This window comes from Cellvibrio sp. PSBB023 (assembly GCF_002007605.1).
Classification (GTDB): Bacteria; Pseudomonadota; Gammaproteobacteria; order Pseudomonadales; family Cellvibrionaceae; genus Cellvibrio.
On record NZ_CP019799.1, the window covers coordinates 3,289,673 to 3,313,413 of the forward strand.

Consider the following 23,741-nt stretch of genomic DNA (forward strand, 5'->3'; position numbering starts at 1 on the left):
GAATGATATAACTTTCGATATTAAAACGGTTTATTTTGGTTGACATAGATAATCATGAATGATTATCTGCAAAAGTTATCTCTATAGAATACTTTTTATAAAAACCATAGAGTGTCGCCTCAATCGTTATTCTCTATTTGAGATTTCAAAAAAGGAATATTTTTCAATGAAAATGATATGGGAAAATAGCTCTCCCTCAAATTGTAAAATTTATTTTACGTAATTTTATCCGCTTATCAGAAACTTTTATTGCGATCGACACTTTGGACGGTCAGTATTTTAATCGCCCGATTCTCATTAAACCTTAAAAGAGATTAGATTAAATGAAATTTAAAGGAAATATTATTTTTCTATTTATATTCTTTATTTCAATGTCTGCGAGTTCTGCCGAGTACTGTTTTACAATACCTTTTACCGGTACTTCATGTGCTGATCAATATACTTGTATGACGCATACAAATTATCAAAGGAATTGTGTCGCCATACCGGATACAAATTACAGTGTTCCTCCGGTGACTCCTAGCTTTGGAGGTGGTTATGGAAGCTCAAGCGGTGGAAGTGATGGAGTGAACGTCACAGTTACAGAAGTAGACTCGAAAAGCGATGAGTCAACATGTGCCCCGGTTCGCATTCAATCAGGGCTTAAAAGTTTTACTGATATGGACTATATCTCTTCTGAAGAGTCGGGCTTGTATTTGGTTAGAAATTATTCATCTATTCCTGTTTCAGTATTTGTGCGCTCTGAAAGAAAATCAATATTTGGTACATCATGGACTAGTAATTTTGATGAGAGATTAATAATAAAATACTACGATGGTACGACTTGTGATCGAGGTTGGTCTGCATGCTCTTCCTCCAAGGTTCCAGAGATAATCACATATAGAAATCATAATATCGGTGTTGCTTTTAAACGAGTGCATGCCAACATTAATCAGTATTATCCGGAAGTTTCGTCAGATGAGTTTCATGCCCCTTATTCTTCAATGAATGTGAATGCGCAAAATGGCGAAATAACTTTTACCAAGAAAGATGAAAGTACATCTATTTATGATTATTTTGGGCAACTGAAAAAAGTAAAATTTCTAAATGATCTTGAGTGGAATTATGCGTATGACGCATCTCGCAGACTGACAAGCGTAACTCATACGAGTGGAAGATCTCTTCAGTTTACGTGGAATACTAATAACGTAGTGAGTCAGGTTACTCTACCTAATGGAAAAATAATCAACTACACCTATCTTAATTTGGATTCATCTTCTGCTGCATATGTATTGAATGAAATTATATATCCAGACTCTGTAGGAATAGTTAAGTATGTAACTGAGCGCCAGTATGATTCTTTCCTTGTAAAGGAAAAACATATAGATAATAAAAAATGGGGTGAGTATAGCTATGCTTATGACAGCACAAGAGGGCATGCTGTTGTTACGTCAAGTGGTTATGTTGGAGGCGCGGAAAAATCCACTTTCCAGTATGAGGCAAATAAAACTTTAGTTACGAATGCTAAAGGATTTACCACAACATATAACTATGATCAGAATAAACGTCTCGCGAGCGTTGACAACCCTCAGTCTGCTTCCTGCCAAGCCTTAGGGCGCAGCTATTCATATGATGGAACTACAGATCGTGTCACACGGAAAAATCTAGCTGACGGAACCGAATATATTCAGTCCTATGATTCAGCAAGTAGAGTGATTAAATGGACTTACAACAAAGGGTTAAGAACCGATTATACGTATGATTCATATTTGAGAGTGGCAACCGAAAAAACCTATGAAGATAGAAAAGGGTTTGACGCTTTATGTTCTGGAAGTGCGGACTGCTCTCAGCCGCTAAGGGCGCAGCCCTTGATGGAAAAAGAATACACCTATGACTCGGTGAGTAAGCGGATAACAAGTACCAAAATGCGAGCTCTGAAATCGGATTCTACTTACACTCCATGGAGAGTCACAAACTATAGTTATGAGTTTTATGCAAATAAAATAATTAAAAAAATGAGCATTTCTGGCCATTTAGTTGGTGGTCAGGGGGTTAAGGAATTCCTCTATAATTCATCAGGTGATCTAACTCAAATTAATCATCCGAATGGTCTTTCAGAAAGTTTTTCATATTCTGCTGGTGGCGATTTGTTAACCTCTACGGATGTGGACGGTGTAACAGAGTCTTATTTGTATGATGGCAGGGGAAGGGCGAAAAAAATAACAGTTAATAATAATCAGAATCTATCTGTTAATTATGAGTATTACGTAGATGGCATCCCCAAAAGTGTTTCTTTACCAAATGGTTATTTAAAAAGTTATACCTTGGATGATGGGCGTCGTATTAAACAGGAGTCATATTCATTAGATGCTAGCACCCCTCAGATTACAATTTATCAATATGACTTACTAAGTAACTTGCAGAAGGCCTCTTTGTATTCAATGAATCAAAATAGCCTTCTTCAAGAATCTTTGGTAACGGTTAATCGCATTTATGACGAAAACGGTCATATGCGAAATGATGTTTCAGGGTTGTCTTCATTAACCTATCAATATACCAATCCTGAGATACCTTCATCTGTTACTGATGGAAATAATAAAATAACAAATTTTACTTACAATCAATGGGCTAGTATTAAAACAGCTAAAAATCCGTTAAATCAAATAACCACATTAAAATACAATAATATAAATCAATTGAGAGAGGTTGTAGATGGTAAGGGAGTTGTCACTAAATATTTTTGGAATGGGTTTGGTGAAATAGAACGTATTGAAAGCTCAGATGTAGGTATTACAAGTTTTGAATATGAAGATTATGGAAATTTATCGGCTGTTACAAATGCTTTAAATAAACGGGTGGAATTTAATTACGATTCTATGTCGAGGTTAACAAAACAAAAAGTTCCGACAAGTGCTACAGATTTAATTGACTATGTGTACGATTACACAGCCTCTAGTTCACCGCTTTATTGTGCAACTGGAAGTGGAAAATTGTGTGCGGCTATTGGTACTGATAATGCCTCCTATTTCTCATACAATGGCAATGGGGTTTTAAGTTCTCGAACTGATCTTATTCATGGGAAAAATTATTCGCGGACATATGGTTATGATTTGTATGGACAACTTAATCAAATTACTTACCCTAATGGAACCTCGATTAAATATGAGCATTATTTAGATGGGACCCAAAAAAATGTGCAGGTATACATCGCGGGTGCATGGCGTTCAATAGCTAGTTATGAAAAAAAGTTTGATCATGTTACTATTAATTACAGTAGTGGTTTTTCATTTTCGCAGAAACGCTATTTTCATAAAGACGGTCGAACAACTTCAATTAATTCAAACTTGTTAAGTAAAACATATACATATAAACCAAATACCAATCTCATAAGTGGGATTAGTAATTCGGCTAGTTTCACCACTTCTAATCTGTCAGTTTTATATGATGATGTGGGGAGGATTGTTAGTAGCAATCTGGATGGCTCATATACTTACGATGGCAATGGTAATCGCTCTTCAGCAATGCTCATTGGAACTGGCTCCTATGCATCTTACGATTATGCTGCAAACACTAATCGGCTATTAACAGCGAATGCTACCCAAAGTAGCAATGCAAAAAGCTTCATTTACGATGCGATTGGGAATGCTATTGAGCAAAATGGTTCCAATATTCGTCGCTTTTCTTATGATGGTTTCGGTCGTATGACAGGAATTACTGGAACCATGCCCACTCACAAGTACTCATATAATTATTTGAATCAGCGTGTTTATAAAAGCAATGAAACTGTTCCAGAGAACTACCGAACTCCAATGAGATATTTTTATAACCAACATGGGGTCATTGAGTATGAAGTGGGCCATTTGAATTCATTGCCAACTGCTTCAGCCGGTTCTGGAAGAATTTATGTTTACTTAAATGGTTTACTTGTAGGCTTAGTAGATGGAAACACCATTTCTCATGTGGAGACAGATCATTTAGGGCGGCCTGAGCTTGTGGTGCGAGACGGTGCGGTAAAATGGCGAGCGCAGAATACTGCTTTTGGTAGAACGGTTTACCCTGCGGGCGTCAATTTGGATGTGGGTTTTCCTGGGCAAATTTATGATAGCGAATCAGGGCTTTGGTACAACTGGCATAGGTACTATGATGCGAGTATTGGTCGGTACATCCAAAGTGATCCCGTTGGTCAGGAAGGCGGAGCTAACACTTACACTTATGTTGATAATAATCCACTTTCCAAAGTAGATGTTACAGGGTTGGCAGTATGGTTATTACCGGCTGTCGCTTATGATGTCATGTTGGGTAGTGCCGCCTTGGGGGCTGGTGGCGCATGCTATGCCATCAACTGTGGTGAAGGGATAGTTGACTCTTTGAATATCACAAATCTGGCTTTTGCTGCCGGTTTGGCAACCCTAGGACCTCAGGGTGTTCTCGATATTTTGATGTATTCGAAGGGCGGAAAGCAAAATGTTCGAGACTCGGGGTTGGTCGGTGTCTCTGATGAGGAAATTGAGAGGAAACTGAAAGATCCAAAGACTACTGGTATTGAAAAGAAACGACTGCAGAAGGAGCAAAAAGCAAGGAAGCTAAGAAACAAAGATAAAGATCGTGCTAAAGGCAAAGACTGTAAATAGGAGAGAATTATATGTGGTACTGTGCACATGCTATTTTTTATTACAAGTATGCTAACCAAGAATCGTTTTTAACTCATGAGAATGTCTATTTGATTAGTGCTGAAAATGAAGATGCCGCTTTATTGGCAGCAGAAAAAATTGCAAAGGAAAATGAAGATCTAAATGAGGATGGACATTTGTACTTGAACGATATCCCAGCTGCTTATGTGTTTGCAGGGATACGAAAGCTAATTGAAATAGAAACAAATAGCGACACTGCTCAAGGTAAAATTATAAGCGGTGTCGAGGTTACCTATTCTGAAATGGAGGTGGATACTCTCGAAGAGGTCGTGGATTTAGCTGACGGGAAGTTTGTTAACATTCTGTATAGAGAGTAACCTTTATTCTGTCAGATTCTGTTTGAATATGAATCAAACCCGCCCAGAGCAATCTGGGCGTTTTTGCTTAATTCGGTATGCTCTTCATGATATACATTTTATTTTGTATGCAAAAATAAGGTGTAATTTGATGCAATCTGAATTTGTGCAGTCAGCTATTCGTTACGTCTTGATGGATAGCGGTGCGATGCACTACATCATTCCTCACCAGAACCATCCCCCGTTACTTCAGCCCCCAAATTGGCTTTAACTCGCTGCAATAGCTCCAGCAACTGCTCTGTTTCGCGCGGGCTGAAATCGGCAATGGCCAGCTCTGCCAGTCGGCGCTCTTGCAAATGCAACTCGGCATAGAGCGCCTGTCCGGTCTCTGTGAGGTAAAGCCGCTGGTTGCGGCGATCCTGCTCATCTACCTGTGCCAACAACAGTGCTTGTTCTTTTAAACCGCTAATCAGGCGGGCAACCTGCGCTTTATCGCGCCCGGAATGCACAACCAAATCCGATAAGGTTGCCCCCGGCATACGCCCGAAAAACCCCAACGCCTTGTGCTCCATATGAGTGATCTTGTGGTCGCCGTCTTTCAGCGCACGGTACTGCTGATGACGGAATACATGCATTAAGGTATGGATGGTTTCAAAAACGTTTTCCGCCACAGCAGCATCGGCAGCAAAATTAGTTGACATTATCAACCTCTAAAATTATTCTGATAAAAATTGGTAGACATTATCAACCAATAAACAAAAAATACCTATTTCTTTTTTGGGCTTATCGCCCGAGGAACTATGCCATGAGGACACACAGATACCGCATCACCGTCGAACCATTGTCCGCTGCTGATGACATCAGCGTACAAAAACTACAGCCCTTGCAATTTGAAGTGGAAAACCACGACGATATTCTCGCCATAGCAGCGCGTATTAACCAACGTGGCGATTTAGGTACCGACGCAACTGCTTTTGCCATTGGCTTAAAGCTATTCAGTGAAGCCATGTTGCACCACCGTGATAATCCCCTGTTTGCCAACTTCCGACCACACTTCAAAGACTTTATGAAACGACTTAAAACAGGTGCTAGTGCAACAGAATCGCCCACTCAGTAACCCAGGAGGAGTAAGATGGCGTCTGTAACCATCTATGCCGCCTATTGCTTGTCATTGATCACATTTTCTCCAATACCGAAGCTATTTCCCTCATGAATGCCACTGAACCTGCAAACACCTCTCCCTCTGTTCACACAGCGCCATCACCCGCCCGCGAATTTATCGTATTGGTCGCACTGATGATGTCCATGACCGCGCTGGCGATTGATGCCATTTTGCCGGCGTTCGACAATATTCGGGCCGATATTGCCATGAATAACCCCAATCAGGCCCAACTGCTAATCAGTTTGTTGTTCTGCGGGCTGGGCTTGGGGCAGTTGGTGAGCGGCCCCTTGTCAGACGCCTTGGGGCGTAAAAAAATTCTCTATGCCGGTCTGATCCTGTTCCTGCTCGGCACCAGTTTGTGTGTTGTCGCACAGGATTTAACCACCTTATTGATCGGGCGTTTTATTCAGGGGTTGGGTGTTTCAGGGCCTTATATCTGTGCGATTTCCATCGTGCGCGACAAATTTTCCGGGCGCCAAATGGCGAAGATTATGTCGGTGGTGATGATGATTTTTATCACCGTGCCCGCCCTCGCACCAACCATCGGGCAGGGCATTATGTTGATCGCCGATTGGCGGGCGATTTTTGTGTTTTATCTGCTCTATGCACTGATTGTCGGCGTGTGGATTTTTTTCCGTCTCGATGAAACCCTGCCTAAAGAAAATCGCATCCCCTTTAGCGTTAAAGGCATTAGTGATGGTTTTAAAACCGTGATCAGTAATCGCCTCACAGCGGGTTATACCCTGGCGATGGGGTTATTTTTTGGCTGTTTTCTCGGCTACATCAATTCATCGCAACAAATTTTCCAAGATCTCTACGGCACCGGAAAATTATTCACCGTGTATTTCGGTGGCCTTGCGTTAGTGCTGGGTTTTTCATCGTTTTTTAATTCGCGCTTTGTCGAGCGCTTGGGCATGCACTTTATTAGCCGCCGCGCGGTATTTGTGATTATTGCCAGCTCGCTATTATTTTTAGTGCTGCAATTATTTATCGCCCCCAGCCTGTGGATGTTTGTGATTTACGCGAGCATTTTATTTTTCAGTTTCGGCTTGGTATTCGGCAACCTCAATGCGATTGCGATGGAGCCCATGGGACATGTGGCCGGTATTGCAGCGGCGGTGATCGGCGCAACTTCGTCGCTCATTTCCATGAGCCTGGGCACTTTTATCGGCCAAGCCTATAACCATTCGGTAATGCCCATTACGCTCGGTTTTATCATAGTCCCGACACTGGGTTTGCTGGTCACTCTCTGGGCCGATGGCGGCCATAAAAAACACCAGTCCTGATCAATCATCCGGCACCGGGTCGCTGGCACTTTCAACAACGGCAGCGGCACCGGTGTTTTGTTTAACGTAGGTGGATACCACGGTGGGTGAAAATTCCTCGCCGCGGCTGCCATCCGCATTTTTGATATAGGCTTCGCACGCAAAACTGGCGTTGATATAATTGTCCGGATCTTTACCCGGTTTGGTAATAGATTCCAGGATGTTGCGTACCTGCACCGAGTAGTAAACCCAATAGTGTTTGTTTTCGACCCAATCCTTCACCTTGGTTTCCACTGTGTGCAAATGACTACTGTTAGCGGCAGCGGTAATGGGATACATATTGCTGCTATCGCCGGGGCCGCCGATATGGTGATTGAGCAAATGGCCTTTGATGTAACGCGAGGGGCCATTGCGGCTGGGATTGGTAACTAACCTGCCCATCACACCGCTGAGCGCTGAGCGCCGCGGTGTACTGCCGGCGTTAATTTTATCGGGGCCGACAGGGTCGGCGACCATGCCCACACCCACGGTATCGCCTGCCGCCACACCCGTGGTGTAAGTGATATTGGACACCAGCGGCACACCCGGGATGGTGCCTTTAAGCGGTTTATTCACATCCACAAAAACTTCCTGGGTCGCGCGCAATTTCACCCGCGTTACGCCGCTCGCGGTTTGATAATCCACCTCCGCCAGTGCAAGGCGATTTTTAATGCGCAGAAAATAGGTCGCAATTTCTTCGGTGTCTTTGCTCGCTTCTATCGCCAAGAGAGTTAATTGCCGCGCACCGTCTAAATCGATGCGCTCCTCTTCGGGTGTGCGCGGCGTAGTCACCGGTGCGTCATTCAGCGTATTCAGTGTCAGAGGATTGGGCAGGCGCCCACCACTGTCGCCCGCACCGCCCAGCAACGGTGTGAGATGCGTGGCCAGTTCATCCAGTTTTTGGGTGAGTTGCACTTGCAGTTCGGTGCTATCACTGCCTGCGGCCTGACGCGCGAGGGTTTGTTTAATGCGGCCTATTTCGGTGTGCACCTGTTGCGCCTGCGCTTTATGCGTTTGTTTTTGCGCGCGCTGCGGATCGCTCTCCGCAATCACCAGGTTTTCTAAAAATATACTCACCGGCGTGGGAGTAGACTCCACAATTAATTCGCCACGCTCACTTTGAAAATACAGTTCGTGACCGCGGCCTTCACTGTCGCGAAAGGGTTTGCGATTTTCCCACCAGTTGCGCACCGCCGCAGCCCCCCGGCGCAACATATCCAGAAAGGCGCGCCCGCCGCGCACTGCCGCCGCAATAATATTATCGAGCGCACCATTCACCCGTTCGCGAATGCCTTCCACTAATTCGCGGATGCGTTCGCCCAAACGCCCCAAGCCAAATTGGTTGGCGAGAAAACCCACCACAATCGGCACCGATTGCGCCATGGTGGACTCCAGATAATTCGCGGCAGTATCGATCATGCCGCGCGCAATATCGCCGATGCCCGCCACCACCGAATTTACAATTTCCAGCATTTGCACTAAATACTGCGCAAAAGACTCAATCGCACGATAGAAAGCAATTAAAGAATTAATCACTGGCATAATGCCGGTCACATCCAGTAGCGACATTAACCAGCGCGACGCCGTGGCGATAATCGCGGTATTGATCCAACCCACGGCGCTGGTGAGCACCATATTCCACAAATCAGAAATGCGCTCCTGGATCAATCGCCACAAACCGGGCAGCCCTTCAGTAACGGCCACCTGGATAAATTCCCAGGCACCGCTGGCAAATTCCACCGCTGTGCGAATGCGATCCACCATAGGTTGGCCCACATGCACCGCGAGCAGCCGCCAAATGTTTTCCAGCGTTAACCCGAGTAGGTCAAATACAAAACCGATCACCGAGCGGAAGCTGGTAATGTCCGGCGGGGTTAAACCGGCCTCGCTGATTTGGCCAAATAACCAACCGGTCACACCGCCGAATAAATGCGTGAGAATATTGCCAAAAAATTGCGTCGTGCCCTGCCACATAGAGCGTAATAGATTGCTTAAAAAACCAATCGGGTCCATCAAAATATCAGAAAAAGCCTGCGCCGCATTGGCGACAATTTGCACCAATAATTGTGCAGGTATACCGATCAAAGCCAGCATTTCGCGGAAGAAGCGCCAAGCGGCACCGAACAAATCGCCGTCCACAAAAATTTGCCGCAAAATTGCCAGCGCGGTGGATTGCACCCGCTGCCAGATATCGCCCGCGGCCACTAATTGTTGGAACAGCGGAATGCGCCCAAGGATTTGTTCGACAAAAAAATCCTTGAGCGGATTTTTAATACACTCAGGCACAAGGCCCCACAGCGGCCCGAGTAAAAAATCCGGCAAGCGCCCGAGCAAATTGCCAACCACCTCAACAATGCGCCGCAGCGCATTTAAAATCGGCTCAATAAATTGCGACAGAAATACCAGGCCATTGCCCAGCGATGTAAATAAACCCTGCACTGTGTCGCGCGCCCAGCTGCCGATACTATCCAACCCTGTACTGAGCCAACTGAATACACTGCTTAAACCATTTAATAAGGGCGCAGTCGCAATTGCATTGATAAATTGTTTGCCGGTATCGACCGCGCCGCCGATTTTTTCCGCCACCCAACTGCCAGTGCCGACTAATGTAGTGCGAAAGTCCTGGATGCTGAGCAAAATCGCCGGCAGTAATTCGCGCAGGGTAGTCTGGTTTTCCGCAACATCGCCACCTTCACCAGTATCCATAGTGCGTGCCGTTTCGGCCACTTTTTGCAGCCAGCCATTCACCGTTTCGCGAAAATGTAAAATGGCTTCCAGCGGCAATATTTCCTGCACTTTTGCGATAACACCCTGGATCGGTTCAATCACCGGCGCCAGTTCGGTTTTAATCGCAGTCCAGGCATCCTGCGCCTTGCCTTGCACCCATTGGATTAAACCACTCTGGTTATTGCCTTCATCGTCGGGCAGCCCCAATTGCGCTTTGATCCAGCCCCAGGCATCGCTCACCAAGCTGCGAATTGCATCGACAACCGGTCGTGTCCAATTCCAAATATCATTGCCCAGGTCCTGGATAAAGCGCCAGGTATCACCGGCGACTTTTTGCAGCCATTCAATAACCGGCGCACCAAAGCGCGCCCAGAGATCAGAAAAAAAATCACCGATCGGTCGGAAAAAATCGCTGATAGCCGTCCAGGCATCGTTTGCCAATTCGGTGACGGCATCGCGCATATTGCGCAGCGCAGCAAACAGCGGTTCACAATCGCCCTGTGCTAAGCCCACTAAAATCGTTGCAGTGCTTGACGCCAAGCGCGCGAAGGTGCCGAGCAGCGTGGCGACAAAACCGCTCTGGTCTTGTAGGCCGGAAAAAATCGCGTGGGTTGCATCATCAATTTTTTCGCGGATAAATCCGAGAAAACCTTTTTCACGCACCTCGTTAATTAAATCCATTAAGGCACGCGGGGCAACGGCCTCTACCGCCGACCAAATTAAATCGGCTCCTGCATTTACAATCGCACCGCCCACATCAACCACCGCTCCACCGACAGCAACAGCTGCATCGCCTACAGCACCGACGGCATTGCCAGCAGCGTCCCAGGCATCACCCAATATATTGCGCTGCACCTGCGGCCTTGCGGTAGAGATGGTTGCCGCCGCTGATTCTGTCACTGCCGGCGCAGCGTTTGATGGTTCACTGACGGGAGTAAATTCCGTACGCATAGTTGCACTTGCTGCTTCAACTGTTTGCGCAGGTGCAGCAACCGCAACTGCAGCACCTTGTTGTACGACATGGGTAAGTTCATGGGCGAGTAAATGCAGCCCGCTGGAAGTGTCCGGCTGATATTCGCCGGGCGCAAAGACAACATGATCGCGCCAGGTAAAGGCGCGTGCATGAATTTCCTGCGCACTGGCGGCGGCTTGTTGATGGGTGTGAATATTAACGCGCGAAAAATCATAACCCATGCGCGCTTTAAAAAATTCCACCACCTTTTCAGGTAAGTGACGGCTGGTGCGGAACGCATTTTTTATCCGCTGCCACAAACCGGGACGCGCTTGTTGTTGGTAATCACTTTGTGCGTAACGCTGTAGTTGTTCTTCTTCACATTCGCTGCACAAGCGTTGCAGTTCGTTTTCAGGTTCGTTGGTTGTTACTAAATCGCGCGCAATACTATTGTGAACATTATTGCGCTCTATTTTTGCTTGCAGTGTTTGATCGGCAACGCGATCCGCTTCACGCTCCAACGGATCTTCCGGTTGGCTCAACGCAGGCTCAATGGCCTGCCGTTGCACACCTCCGTTTTCTTCTTCACAGGCTGAGCACACCCGTTGCAGGGAATCGTCTTTTTTTTCCTGAAGTGGAGCATCAAATGAAGTATCGGTTTTTGCCATTACCCGATCGGCAACGCGCTCTGCTTGCACCTCTAATGGATCGCTGGGCTGGCTGATCGCCGGTAATTGGCCCGCTGGTTTTTTTTGTAATTCTTCTGTGCACTCATCGCACTGGCGCGCCAGCAAAGATTCAGTATTGTTGGTAACAGTTGCAGCTCTATTCGCCGCAGCATGTGTTGCAGTTTCCACCGCCTCCGGCTGCAATACGCGCATCACTTTAGCGCTGTGGCGATGCACAGTCGCACGCGCGCCGCTGTTGCGTGTGGTGGCAGCAGGTTTACGCGCGATGCTTACCTGGGTGCGTTCCATAAATCATCCCGCACCTAAACCCGCGGGCACTGGTTGCTGTAGGACGAAAATCCAAACAGGTCGGCAATATAGCTCGCGTAACACTCGGGATTACTGCCGCGTTGACGTGCATTGCCAGCATTATGATTGCGGATTTGATAGCGCATATGCGCCAGCTCATGCACGATCATGGTCGCCTGCTCACCCGCCGTTGCCGACCAAAACGGCGGGCAGAGAGCAATGGCGCGCGCGCTGCGCTCGGAACAAGTCCATGCCCCCCAACCGGGATTCGCACTACAACGATCACGACAACCACCGATGGTTAATGCCGAGGTATTGTTGCTGAGGTAGCGAATACCGCCATCTAAATAAGACTGCAAATTCTCATAACGCGTGGAGAGCGATTCCAATTCCTGTTGTTGCGCTTCATTGCTGGTGGCATAGGTAGTGCCACTAAAACGATTGCGAAAACGCGCGCCCTGTTGTTCCGGTAAATCAAAGCGATCGAGGTAAGCTTGATAGGATGTGGATGATGCTGTGTTCATCGACATGCCCAACATCATGCTGTCTAAAAAACTGAAAATACTGGCGGAGGCTAAATAACCGCTGGCGCGGGTATCTGCTGTATCGACCACCGCACGCGGATCAGCGGGTGCAGAATGCAGGTTGGGCGGCAGCGACGAGCGGCGCGATACTGTGCCCACGGCATTGCTACTGTGTGCGCTATTGCTCTGCAACAATTGTTGCACCGCTAGATTTTGTTGATAGGGAAACGCATCCGACGAGCGGCTGGATACTGTATTTGTTGTGTGCGCCATGCGGCGAGTGTTACTCGCCGGGCTTCGTTTCCCAGTGCAATATTTAACTGCCATGATTTTTCCTCCGTGAGGAAATGCAGTATTAACGTAACAGTTTTAATTTGTTTTGCGCTTCCTGCACCATCACCGACAATTTTTGCGCATCCACACCACTGGCAATCAATCGGCTGCTGTCGACCGTTGCCATGTCGTTGACTGTCAGCACGCCTTCGCGCTGTAAAATTTCACGGGTATTGTCATCTAGACTGGTCAGTTCTTTTACCGGGCGGACCTTGGTCACTTCCAATTGCAGTGCTTTTAAATTGCTGCTGATTTCCACCATGCCCTCTTGCATGCTGAGCAATTCCTGCTGGGCTTTGCTGCGTTCGGTGCGCAAAATATTCAGCTGTGAGCTGAGCGTAGCCAGGTCTTCCTCGGCTTTGATTTTTTCATCCTGCAATTGTTTTAATTGCAATTGGATGCCAGCGGTTTCAGTCACCGAATTTTTGCGCGCTTCCGCACGGGCGAGTGATTCATCCAGCGCCTGCATATTTTCCAGCGCTTGTTTGCGCACTTCCATTTGCGTCAGTTTGTTTTCATCCAGTACCAGCACGGCTTGGGGTTTGGTTTCGGCGGCATAGAACAATACCCGGCCATTTTTTTGATAGACAGTTACCTTGCTATCGGGCGCAATAACCTTGGGAGTTTGCTGATAGTGTTGCAGCACTAGCGCCGCTTGATCGCCCTGGTATTCTTTTACTTCCACCTGCATGCCTTTTTGTTCAAAGCGTTGCACGGCAACGGCGGTTTCCACATTGCGATACTCTTCCTTGCCCACACCATCAGTAGTTGGTTTGCGCTGTGGATAAAGTAGCGTATCGCGCACCAAGCTGCTGCTGGTGGCAAAACTTTTGGTGTTTTCCCGCCACATTTTCTTAACATCAGTGCGCTTGGCCTGCTGCACCGATTGTTTGTAAGTGCTACTTTTTACCAGTGCATAGTCATGCTGCTCGCTTTGGAATTTAGCAGTCGCACCGCTCAACAAATTGGGTAATACCATGCAGCAAAGTTTGGCAACGCCGAGCTTGATAACCGGCAGAATAGGAATGAGCGATAACCAATATTCAAATTTGGGAAAGGTCCATACATCCTTGCGTTTACCAATATTGCATACCTTATATACCTCACCGTTTTTCACAGTGATGGTGGCGAGCCAGACCTTGTCATTTTCATCGCAGTCAGGACAATTCATTAATAATAATTGGCAGAAACAGTCCTTGAGGCTTTGCAATAAATTGCCCAGAAGTGCAACAAATGCGGTAATTACTGCCCAACGGTATTGCGCTAGCTGTTGGTTAAATTCATCCGTCACCTCCAGCTCGTCGACAGGCACCAGGCTGATGGTATTGCTTGCATAGTTCAGCGTGTACAGCTGACCGGTTTCGGGGCTGATCGCCAGCGCGGTAGGCATTAATTGCAGCGGCACACGCGGCACTATCAGTTTTGCGTGCTGGTAAACCTGCACGCAAAACTGATCTGCCAGCGCGACTAATAATTCATCTCGCTTATGATGATAAGCAAGGGTAATTTCGGTATCGGGAAGATGATTAACCGGTAACGGCGATGCAGTGGGTGGAATGCCTTTGTTGACATGGTATTGATAGAGCGTTTTCTGCCCGTTGTTCGTCACTACCACATAAAGTGCGTTATTACCCTGGGCATCAATGTTACGCACTGCCAAACCATCGCTGCCCTGTGCCGGCAGCTGAATATAGCGTTCAGCAACTGGCGCCGACCCCGTAACAATCGGCACCAGTTTAGCCAGTTCGATAATCGCAACCGCGTTGTAATCTGTTGTGATCTCCTGCTTGCCGGTATTCGCTGTAGCGAATGCAAAACCGGCATCAAAATCGTAGGCAATATGACCCACGGCATTAAACGCCAAACTGGGTGCGGGCACGATTTTTTCGTCGCTAAATAATTTATCCACATCCAATAAATAAATGCCATCGCCCACACCTAATACCATTAATTGGTTGTCCTGTTTGGGATTAAAGCGCATATCCGCCACGCGCACACTGCACAGTACTGCGCTCACTTCCCAGTCGATCTTTTCCTTGTCAAAACGGCCTCGGGTTAAAATGGAATCCATACCGTTAATATCCACCGCCGCGTAAATTAAGTCGCCCTGTTGGGAAAAGGTGACCGCCGTGGTGACACCGCCCTGCGCCGAAGGCACTTCGCTACGGGCGATAATAATTTGCTGTTCAATATCAAAAATATTGATGCTGGTATCTGTGCCTTCATAGGTGATCAGGATTTTTTCATCCGGGTGAAGTTGCAGGCGCTGGTGATGATCACGCCCGAAAAAAGTATTCATACCGGTTTCAGGAAATGGATACTCGGGAAATTCGCTATCGGCCAATAGCCCACAAAACGTTTTGCTCTGCAAAATATCGCGTAGGCGATTGTAAAAATCGCGCAGGATTATGTGTTCTTTGTGCGAAGTAAAGACATAGGCGCCGTGGGGTTGGGAGGTAAACAGTGCAAATAAATTTAACAGGGTGAAGAGTTTTTTGCGGCGTATTGAGACCAGTTCACCTTTTTCCGTTTCGGATTCGTTGATCTCTTCAATATTTAAATCATCGAGTTCTTCTTTAATATCGTCTAGCAATTGTTTAATGCAGGTGTGATAAAAATCCATCCAGATGGTGCCGTCAAAAATCGACTCCTGATGATCCTTGGCATCGTGCGGTGCAATTTTTAATTGCGGAGCACCGCCGCCCTCGCCGATATCAATGTATAGACACACGGCGGCATTGCCTTCGCCATCGATTAATTGGATATTGTGTTCCTGCTCCAATTGCTGGATTGCACTGATCACATCGACATGTTCAGGCAGGTCCAATACCAAATCATCGCCTTCGCAACCCAGGGCATAACCGGGTGTGACCGTAACGCGGTGGCGATGGCTGCTGCCATCCTCATCCACCGTCGTGGGCGCGCAGATTACTTTTAATCCGCACACCACACCCATTCCGTGCAAATGTTTGTTGTGCCATTTTAAATTGCGTTGGCGACATAAATAATCCAGCGCTTCCTGCACGGTGCGCACATTGGGGCCGTCACAATCGCTATTGTCGTAACAGACATCTCCCGCGCTGATGTCGGTAAGCGGTGGAAATTCAAATGTTTTGCACTCATCCGCTTCGGGAATAAATTGGCTGATGCTGCCATCGGCGGCAATGTGGGCGCGCCCTAATACTAAATAGTGATGCAGAATACCGCTGGGCAGTGCCTGATCGAGCAGTGTTGAGCCCGCGCTGTGAATAGCCTGGCGCACAGGTGCCTGCCAATAATCGCCGGCGAGCGCGCGCTTATCGTCCAGCGCGAGGGTTAACACCGTTTCCTGTAAATTGATTTGCACCGGCCCGCTTAAATCAACGAAGGCGTGATCGGTAGTGTTATAGCTATTGCTTAAATCGCGGCCACGATCGGCGCCGTCTACTAGCGTCCACCCACCGGCATTTTTTTGTAGTTTGACAAAGCCATCCCAGCGCCTGACCAAAGGCAAATTCGCCGGTTTACTGGCGGGATAGCCCTTAACCAATTCACCGCACTGCGGTGTAAAACCCGCCATTAAATGATGGCCCAAGTGTTTTTCACTGGTCATGTTGAGGGCGGGATTATCATTGGGGCCGGAGAAAAATTCGTAGCACCATTGACTGGATTCAAACCCCGGTGGCGTTTCACCGTCTACATATTGTTCAGCGCCGTTTTCGCTCGACCATTTAAAAGTGATTTCGCTGATGTGTGGCTCCGCATCACTGCTCCAGTGCACCTGGTGCACTTCCACGCGAAATAGATAATTGCCCACTTCATCTTGCAGTGCGAGTTCGTCGGCACAGGGATCGCAGGGGTCTTTTAATTCCGTGCCAGCGCGCAATGTCAAACTTAACAGCACAGTGCCAAGCGCTGGATTACGCGCCGGGTTGTAAATATCGGCAACACTGATGCTGGTCGCACAGGCTTTGATTTGCGCCATGGTTTGGGTGCGGGTACAGGTATCGGCGCCGTGCAAACCTGGATCGAGCAAGTGGGTATTTTCCAGCGCGCTGACACTGCGTTCCCATACATCCACATAGAAACGGTATTCACCGGCACTGAGGCTGGGCGCGGCGGGAAAATCCTGTTGTTTGGAAAAAATAAATTGCGGGCTCACTAATTTCTCGTGAGGCACAACGCGCGCGCGAATGCCATCGACATACACATGGCCCCAATGCAGTTGCACATTATTCGGCGCAATTTCTTTTACCATGCCGCGCGCGCGCGGCGTGCCGCTGCCGATCACATCCTGCAGCGTGTCCATCATCTGGAATTTGATCAACTCCGTTAATTCATTCCAATCGGCATCCGTGACCATGCGTCCCATTTGTTGGTAGACGCCGGAATAATTATTGGCAGCATTAAAACTGGCGCGGGATATTTGTGTCTTCATAACATTATCTCAATTTAATCAGCCATTAATTCCGGAAACCGATTGAGGTATTCATCCGGAATTACCACAGCCTCAAAACCTATGGGTAAGTAATCCTTCAACTTTTCTTTTACAGCGGTGTAGCGCACACACAAATACAAAAAATGATAAGCACCCATTTCGGTGCCGTCCTCCGCGCCCTGGCAAATGCCCATGTCGCTGGCAGGGTGTAAAACAGCACAGCCGGGCTGGCCGAATTCACGGCTAAAAAAATGCACCGGTGCGCGGCTATTGCGAAAATGCTGGTCGAGATTGGCAGGCAACTGTGCCGGTACAATGCGGCTGTAACGCACACACATTTTTGTCGGCGCAATATTGGTCAGGTGATCCTTGCGAATCAGGCAGGTAAAAATGCAGTCGCTCGCCTGCAACGCTTCCACCAAACATTTTTTGATGACCGTGCAATATTCAAGGCGGGTGAGGCTGGTGGCGGATTGCAGTTCGCGAAACAGCGAGTGGCGCGCGCTAATCACCGGCACCGTTAAATACCGTGGATCGCCCTCCTCAAAACGGCTGTGTACTTCCAGGTTTTTTACCGCGCAGCGATCAAAACTGGCGACGCCTGCATCGATTTCCATACGGTTGTTAAATACTAATCCGGCAAAGTGATAGCCCTCAGCGAGCGCATGGGCTTGGGGATCGGCGGGGTCTATATCCGGGTCGGCGGGGCCAATACCCGAGGGTGTGATCTGGCCAAGTTTAAATACGCCGTTGATCTGCACCGGCACAAAATTGCGCGCACCGAGCCGACGATTTTCAAACACCAGGATGCCGTCGAGACGACTGTAGAGTGCAATCTGTTCGAGGAAGTGATCGCTGGGGATCTGCACATTGTCGAGCCAGCTTTGCTGCCATTGCACTTTGATTGGCACCCGCGCAAAAAAACCGTCGGGCTGCACTATGTGCAATAAAATATTGCGCGGGTGAAAGTGGCCCACCCGCCAATCGCGACGCCGTAAATCGGGAGTGCGTTTGGAAGGGTCATCAAAGGCGGCGCTGTGGAATTTTCCCGCGCGGTCGATGTGCTGGTGGTGACAGGGAACCCCGTGCTGGTGCTGTTGGCGCCAGCGATAACTCACCCCGCCCACACTGCTGACCTGGCTGTTGGGGTAGTTGTCCTCACTTTTAACCGCGCGCGCGCCGCGTCGAAAATCCAGCGTCGCGGCGGGCAGGCCGGGATGTTTGGCCATTTCAGCGGGAATTGCCGGGTTGAGCGGTGTCTCCACCCCGAAATAGGCCTCGGGCAGCAGCGGCTCGTTCAGGCGCGGTGTTATCGCCAGCCGCCGCCAGGCCTCCTGTACCACCACCTCCCACTGGCCGATAGCTTCGGCGACTTCATCAACCACGCGCAGGGTGCCCTTGCGCTGGCGCCAGCGCACTGCGTTGGTAATTTCGGCGCGTTTGCCCTCGCCCAGCGGCGATACCAGGTGCACATCGAGCAGGTCGGCAAAATAGGGCAGCAGCCATTCCTGTGCTGCCAACTCGCCCTCGTCGAGCGGCAGGTCGGGGAAGTTATCGGCGTAATACTGCCGCAGGCTGAGGTGCAGGCGATCGAGCAGGCGGTCGGCGGCGGCCAGAAAATCGCGGGTATGGCCATTTTCATCCTGCTGGCGAATGTAAACCGGCAGCACCTCGTAGAGTGTCAGGTTGCGCTTAGACATAGGCCGCCTCCCAGTGGATTTCGGGCGCCAGCAACTGGCTATTGAGGTAGATCAGCTGGTGCGGCGCCGGACTGATGCGGCGCAGGCTGTTGTCGGCGCCGTAGAAGGCATCGGCGGGTACGACGGGTTGGCCATTTTCATCCACAAAACCGAGCGGATTGAGCGCGAGCGCAACATTTTCCACCCCCTCTACCGACTCAACCACCTGGTACAAACGCGATAAATAGAGTGGTTCGGCCAGTACCGCCTTGGACAAGCTGAAGCTATCGAGCAGGGTTAAGCGTACAAGTTCGGCGATCTGGTTGCCATCGTAAGCGGTGATATCCACCCGCAGGGTCAGCTCGATATCGAGCAGGATCGCCTGATAGCTTTTGATACTGACCAATACCCCGGGGCGCGAAAAACCTTCCAGATAGGTTTTCATACTGCCAGCCAATTCCTGGCTGACCGCACCGCCACCGGCAGGCACCAATACCACTTCCACCCGGTCGCTGGCGCGCGCGGTGGCGGGCAGGGGATGGGAGCGCGCCTGCCAGATACTGGCGTGGCGCCGGGCGATATGGCCGTAATCCGCCACGGTTACTGCCCGATCCAACGTCAGTACTGAGGCCGGTGCCTGGCTGCGCAGGGATTCGCCGGACTCGCGGTCGCCGCCGCCAGTTGCCGCTGCCGGTTGTAACACCGACTCCACCAGCAGGTGCGGTTTTTTCAATTTATTCAGGCTGCCCGCTGACAGGTTGCCCTGGGTGCCGGAACCGAAGCGCCCTTGTATCAGCAGGTTGTTGGTGCCGGTGGGCAGACGCTGGCCGTGAATACCGTCGCCAAACCGCAGCCGCAACTGGTCATCCTCAGTGAGAGTGGCTTCAAAATGGGTATCCGCCGCTTCCGAGTCGCGCAGGTTATCCACCTGTGTCCAGCGGCGTTCATCGACCAACACCGTCACCGCCGCCCGCACACCGCTGACAAACTGGTTGTCCTGCTCAAAGGCGAGGTCGGTTTTACGGTAGATAAATTCCTGGTTGGGCTCAATGCGATTGCCGTTACCCAGCACTGTCTGGCCGCGGGTTTCACCGTGACCGGCCAGAACCACATTGGCGTAGATGCGGGTGGCGTATTTGGGCAGTGACAATCCCGCCAGGCTGGGTGCAACCGACAGCCTGATCCAACCGCCACTGGCTGCTGACTCCAGCGGCAGGATTGTTTGCACTGTCACACGCTGCTGCTGTGTGGAACCCACTACCCACAACACGCGCCCGGGCGTGAGCGCGGCAGGTACTGTTGACGAAGGCAGGAGCAGATCCAGTTGGCAACTGCTGCCACTGGCGTTGTGGTAGATCGGGCTGAGGTTTTGGTCATAACCGCGCGGCGCCAGGCTGGTCGCAAACAAACCCTGCGCCAGCACCCAGCGGTTATTGGCCAGCCCACTGACTGACAGGCGATACGCCTTATCCAGACTGGTCACCGAACTGAGTCGGTAGCTGTAGACCTTGCGATCCTGAGTGTGCAGCAGAATCCAGCCACCGCTGCTGAGATCACCGGGCTTACCGGCAAATTCGAGAGCCTCGGGGGAGGTGTTCACCACACTGAAGGCAACCGGCGGTTGGGCAGGCAGATAGTAGATATTAGTACTCTCTGTTGCTGCCACCAGACTGTAGATCGCTACTCCTGCCTCAGAGTGATTGGTTGGGCTGATGGCCGTGAGGTCACTCCGCCAAACCTGGGTATGCGCGCGCTGCAACGGTAGGATAAAGCCCGCTGTTTGTTTATTGGCTTGCAAACACAAAGAGAGCGATACCCCGTTAGGAGGGGTCGGTGTCAATGCAATGCGCTCACCATCCACAGCACCTACGCGTAGCAGAGCCCAGTTGGAAGCGCTTGCTTCGTAGGCCAGCACACTGCCAGCACTCACATTACTACTGACATTGCTCACCGCCACCACGTTGCTGCCGTTCAAGCGCGGCGCCTCCTGCCATGCCGGTGCCAGTTGCAAGCGCACATCGGCCAGCGGCCATTGCGCGCCACTGAAGCCTTCTTCCACGATGGTCAGGCACAGGTAATCTGCGCCGATTGCGCTGACCGCCACCGCCACCGCCATTGCTGCATTGCTGCAGGTGAGCAGCGCGTATTCACCCACGGTTACCGCATCCGGCACCGCTTGCAGGGGGAAATCCACCGTCTGCCCCTTCACCGGCAGGCTGAATGACTGCTGCGCGCGGTTGTAATCCGGCGCGCGCAATTCGTTGAGGCGATAGTCCAGCGCCAGTTCCTGCAGGGTTTCAAAGATCAGTGGGCTGCTGCCGTCTTTGGGTTGGTTTTGCAGGACGAGGCCGGCGGCGACGGTGCCGATCCCGACAATGCCCTTGTCGGGGTCAGGTGTTTTGGCGATAAGTGCCACCCAGGTTTCCGCAGAAGCCGGTGGCGCCGGGTGATAGTCGAGCATATTCACCAGCCGCCGCAAATTGTCCCATTGGGTGGCGGTGTTGATATAGCGCTCGTTGGCGTAGGCATTGACGGTGTGCGTGAGCACATGGGTGGCGCGCGCAAAACTGCGCAACATTTCCCAGGCGTAATCGCGCCGCGCGCCGCCGTATTGGTCGCGCAGGCGCCGTTGCCAATCGCGCAGGGTTTTATCGGCCAGCGCGGGGTCGAGCAGCTGGCCGCTATCCAGCCAACTGAGCACCTCGTCATTGCCGGCAAACTGCTGGCGCAGCGCCAGACGCAGGTCTTCCAAATAGGTCGCAGCATTGCCGTCCAGATACTGCACCTGGTTGAGACCGGCGCGGTTCCAGCGGGTCAGGTCGGTGCGGGCATTCAGATCAGTTAAACCAGTCATCCCCGCTGCCCTCCGTGTAAGCTCAAGCGCCAATAACCCCGCGCCGGTTGGCCGATCCGGTTATCGCAGCGGGCGATTTCAGTGCCATCCAAACTGATGACACCAGCCCCGGATTGATCCGGATAGCGGTCGCCCACGCGCTTGAAGCGATTGAGACAAACCGCATTGACCCCCTCAAGTGCCATCAGGGTTTCGATCAGGTCGCTGGCGTGGATGTCCTGCCCGAAGGCCAGCCGCCCCGGCTCAAAAAAACCGCCGGCATCACTGCCCAATGCCTGACTGATGGCCTGGCGCACTTCCGACTGGAAGTAGTTGCCATCCACCTTGACTGAGAGGTTGAGGTAGAGCCCAACGGGGGTGGCGTCCAGTAGCCAGACCTCCTGCCCGGCCATACGGTATTTGTCGACATACGCGTTGATCACGCTGCGAAAACCCGGTTGTAGCTGCCAATCCACCGAGGGTAATTGCTCACGCCAGTGAAAATCATCCACCGCCTGCTGCAGCTGCTCCAATTCATCGGCCGGTATTACGGCGGCGATCGACTGGTCGAGTTCGCCATTGCCGCTCAGTACCATGACCAGATCGATGGTCGACCAACTGCCACTCCAGCGACTGCTGGCACTGGCACGCAGCACCAGCGGATGATCCTCGCTGCGCTCGCGATAGTCATCAAGGGTGACCATGCGCCGGTTGCGATGTAAACGGGCGGGACCGGCGGCGCGCGCCTCTTCCATTAAATGGGGATAGTGATACCAGCGCTGGTCAAGCGCCTGGGTGGCAAAGCGGCGATGCTGCGGCAGATCCAGATCGAGCGCTTCACGCAGGTTATCGGCGTCGTAGCCCAACAGCTGCAAAAAGGCGCGCTCCGTAACCCGCTGGTTCAGGTTGGGGGCGACACCTAGGGCATTGGCCGGTTTGCCCAACCATACCAGCAGGCGCACCAGCACTTCACTGCGCCCCAAATCGGGTTCAAAGGGCAGGCCGGTCGGGTCGTAACCCTTAGTGGCCAGCAGGTGTTTGACCAGTTTGCTGTCACTCCAGCTGAGTGGGTAGTGTTCGCGCACCGCGTCGTAGCCAATCAGGGTCAGCAACCGGCGCAAACTGTCGGGGCGGCGCGCCGAGTCGAGGTAGGCTTCGGAATGGCTGCGATCCAATTGGTCGGAGAGCTGATCCAGCACCACCGCCAGGGCTTCCACCAGTACCACCTCAATATCGGCCGGTGTCCAGCGGCTGCGCTCGGGGAAGCGGGCGGCCAGTTCCTCCAGCATAAACAGGCGGAAACTGTCGTAATCGCGCAGCATCCAGTCGAAATCGTCGCCTATTTCCGGCAAAGGGCGCGGCAACTCGACCTGCCGCTGGCCGCAGTCACTGCAACTTTTGGCGAACACCAAATTGGCTTGGGGGCTCTGCGCCATTACACACCTCCCGCCACTTCAAACTCGACCCGGTCGCTGTGGTTAAGCGCCGCCAGCCGGTAGCTGATGCTAATCACCAACCGCTCGGCAAAATCCGGGTCCGCCTGGACGTTGATATCCAGATCGCGCGGTGCCACTTCGCCCGCCAGCGCCTCGGCCAGACTGGCTTGCAGCCGCTGTTTGGTGATTTGCCAGAGCGGCGAGCCGTTGGGTTCAAATACCAGGGTGCGGATTCCAGCGCCGAATTCCGGCCGGAACCAGCGCTCGCCGGGGTCGGTAAACAGCACCATTTCAATCTGGTCGCGAATATGGGGAATGCGTTGCAGGGTGGCAGCACCGCTGCGCCCGAGGCGTAGCGGGAAATCCATGTAGACCGGTTGATTGAGTTTACTCATAGCCTGCTCTTCCTGGATCTGATGGCGATTGGTCGT

The 23,741-nt window shown here is 50.6% G+C and carries 12 protein-coding genes; 4 read left to right on the forward strand and 8 right to left on the reverse strand.

What is annotated here, in order from left to right:
• The first annotated feature begins 323 nt into the window (after positions 1–323).
• Complete coding sequence (locus tag B0D95_RS14340) at positions 324–4,610, forward strand: RHS repeat-associated core domain-containing protein (protein WP_078044538.1); 4,287 nt, start codon at positions 324–326, stop codon at positions 4,608–4,610.
• An 11-nt stretch (positions 4,611–4,621) separates the two neighbouring features.
• Positions 4,622–4,987, forward strand: coding sequence for a DUF4288 domain-containing protein (locus B0D95_RS14345; protein WP_078044539.1), 366 nt, complete (start codon positions 4,622–4,624; stop codon positions 4,985–4,987).
• Positions 4,988–5,184: 197 nt separating this feature from the next.
• Here the strand turns inward: B0D95_RS14345 and B0D95_RS14350 are convergent, their stop codons facing one another.
• Positions 5,185–5,667, reverse strand: a complete 483-nt coding sequence (locus B0D95_RS14350) for a MarR family winged helix-turn-helix transcriptional regulator (RefSeq protein ID WP_078044540.1) — start codon at positions 5,665–5,667, stop codon at positions 5,185–5,187.
• 104 nt (positions 5,668–5,771) lie between these two features.
• Between B0D95_RS14350 and B0D95_RS14355 the strand changes: the two genes are divergently transcribed.
• Both B0D95_RS14355 and B0D95_RS14360 read left to right on the forward strand, forming a co-directional pair.
• The gene (locus B0D95_RS14355) at positions 5,772–6,083 is read left to right on the forward strand and encodes a DUF3861 domain-containing protein (protein WP_078044541.1); all 312 of its coding nucleotides are present in this window, start codon (positions 5,772–5,774) and stop codon (positions 6,081–6,083) included.
• 92 nt (positions 6,084–6,175) lie between these two features.
• Positions 6,176–7,414, forward strand: a complete 1,239-nt coding sequence (locus B0D95_RS14360) for a multidrug effflux MFS transporter (RefSeq protein WP_078045771.1) — start codon at positions 6,176–6,178, stop codon at positions 7,412–7,414.
• Here the strand turns inward: B0D95_RS14360 and B0D95_RS14365 are convergent, their stop codons facing one another.
• From B0D95_RS14365 to B0D95_RS14395, 7 genes are read right to left on the reverse strand one after another with little or no spacing between them, the layout of a single operon-like run.
• Entirely contained in the window at positions 7,415–12,088 is a 4,674-nt protein-coding gene (locus tag B0D95_RS14365; RefSeq protein ID WP_078044542.1) for a DUF4157 domain-containing protein, read from the reverse strand.
• A 14-nt stretch (positions 12,089–12,102) separates the two neighbouring features.
• Positions 12,103–12,939, reverse strand: coding sequence for a hypothetical protein (locus B0D95_RS14370; protein WP_149867920.1), 837 nt, complete (start codon positions 12,937–12,939; stop codon positions 12,103–12,105).
• 28 nt (positions 12,940–12,967) lie between these two features.
• Entirely contained in the window at positions 12,968–17,362 is a 4,395-nt protein-coding gene (locus B0D95_RS14375) for a DUF6519 domain-containing protein (protein WP_078044544.1), read from the reverse strand.
• 14 nt (positions 17,363–17,376) lie between these two features.
• A complete protein-coding gene (locus tag B0D95_RS14380; RefSeq protein WP_078044545.1) occupies positions 17,377–19,062 on the reverse strand; it encodes a phage tail protein in 1,686 nt (561 codons plus the stop codon).
• Positions 19,055–21,895 carry a baseplate J/gp47 family protein gene (locus tag B0D95_RS14385; RefSeq protein ID WP_078044546.1) on the reverse strand — a complete coding sequence of 947 codons (2,841 nt, stop codon included), beginning with the start codon at positions 21,893–21,895 and terminating at the stop codon, positions 19,055–19,057. The genes B0D95_RS14380 and B0D95_RS14385 overlap by 8 nt, the downstream gene beginning before the upstream one ends.
• Positions 21,892–23,310 (reverse strand): hypothetical protein, encoded by a 1,419-nt coding sequence (locus B0D95_RS20665; protein ID WP_078044547.1) that lies wholly within the window; start codon positions 23,308–23,310, stop codon positions 21,892–21,894. Before B0D95_RS20665 ends, B0D95_RS14385 begins: the two co-directional genes overlap by 4 nt.
• Positions 23,310–23,705 carry a GPW/gp25 family protein gene (locus tag B0D95_RS14395; RefSeq protein ID WP_078044548.1) on the reverse strand — a complete coding sequence of 132 codons (396 nt, stop codon included), beginning with the start codon at positions 23,703–23,705 and terminating at the stop codon, positions 23,310–23,312. The genes B0D95_RS20665 and B0D95_RS14395 overlap by 1 nt, the downstream gene beginning before the upstream one ends.
• Positions 23,706–23,741 lie beyond the last annotated feature (36 nt).

Coding starts and splice junctions, on each gene's coding strand:
- B0D95_RS14380 (WP_078044545.1), bottom strand. CDS start 19,062: ATGTCTAAGCGCAACCTGACACTCTACGAGGTGCTGCCGGTTTACATT.
- B0D95_RS14355 (WP_078044541.1), top strand. CDS start 5,772: ATGAGGACACACAGATACCGCATCACCGTCGAACCATTGTCCGCTGCT.
- B0D95_RS14345 (WP_078044539.1), top strand. CDS start 4,622: ATGTGGTACTGTGCACATGCTATTTTTTATTACAAGTATGCTAACCAA.
- B0D95_RS14360 (WP_078045771.1), top strand. CDS start 6,176: ATGAATGCCACTGAACCTGCAAACACCTCTCCCTCTGTTCACACAGCG.
- B0D95_RS14350 (WP_078044540.1), bottom strand. CDS start 5,667: ATGTCAACTAATTTTGCTGCCGATGCTGCTGTGGCGGAAAACGTTTTT.
- B0D95_RS14385 (WP_078044546.1), bottom strand. CDS start 21,895: ATGACTGGTTTAACTGATCTGAATGCCCGCACCGACCTGACCCGCTGG.
- B0D95_RS14395 (WP_078044548.1), bottom strand. CDS start 23,705: ATGAGTAAACTCAATCAACCGGTCTACATGGATTTCCCGCTACGCCTC.
- B0D95_RS20665 (WP_078044547.1), bottom strand. CDS start 23,310: ATGGCGCAGAGCCCCCAAGCCAATTTGGTGTTCGCCAAAAGTTGCAGT.
- B0D95_RS14340 (WP_078044538.1), top strand. CDS start 324: ATGAAATTTAAAGGAAATATTATTTTTCTATTTATATTCTTTATTTCA.
- B0D95_RS14370 (WP_149867920.1), bottom strand. CDS start 12,939: ATGGCAGTTAAATATTGCACTGGGAAACGAAGCCCGGCGAGTAACACT.
- B0D95_RS14375 (WP_078044544.1), bottom strand. CDS start 17,362: ATGAAGACACAAATATCCCGCGCCAGTTTTAATGCTGCCAATAATTAT.
- B0D95_RS14365 (WP_078044542.1), bottom strand. CDS start 12,088: ATGGAACGCACCCAGGTAAGCATCGCGCGTAAACCTGCTGCCACCACA.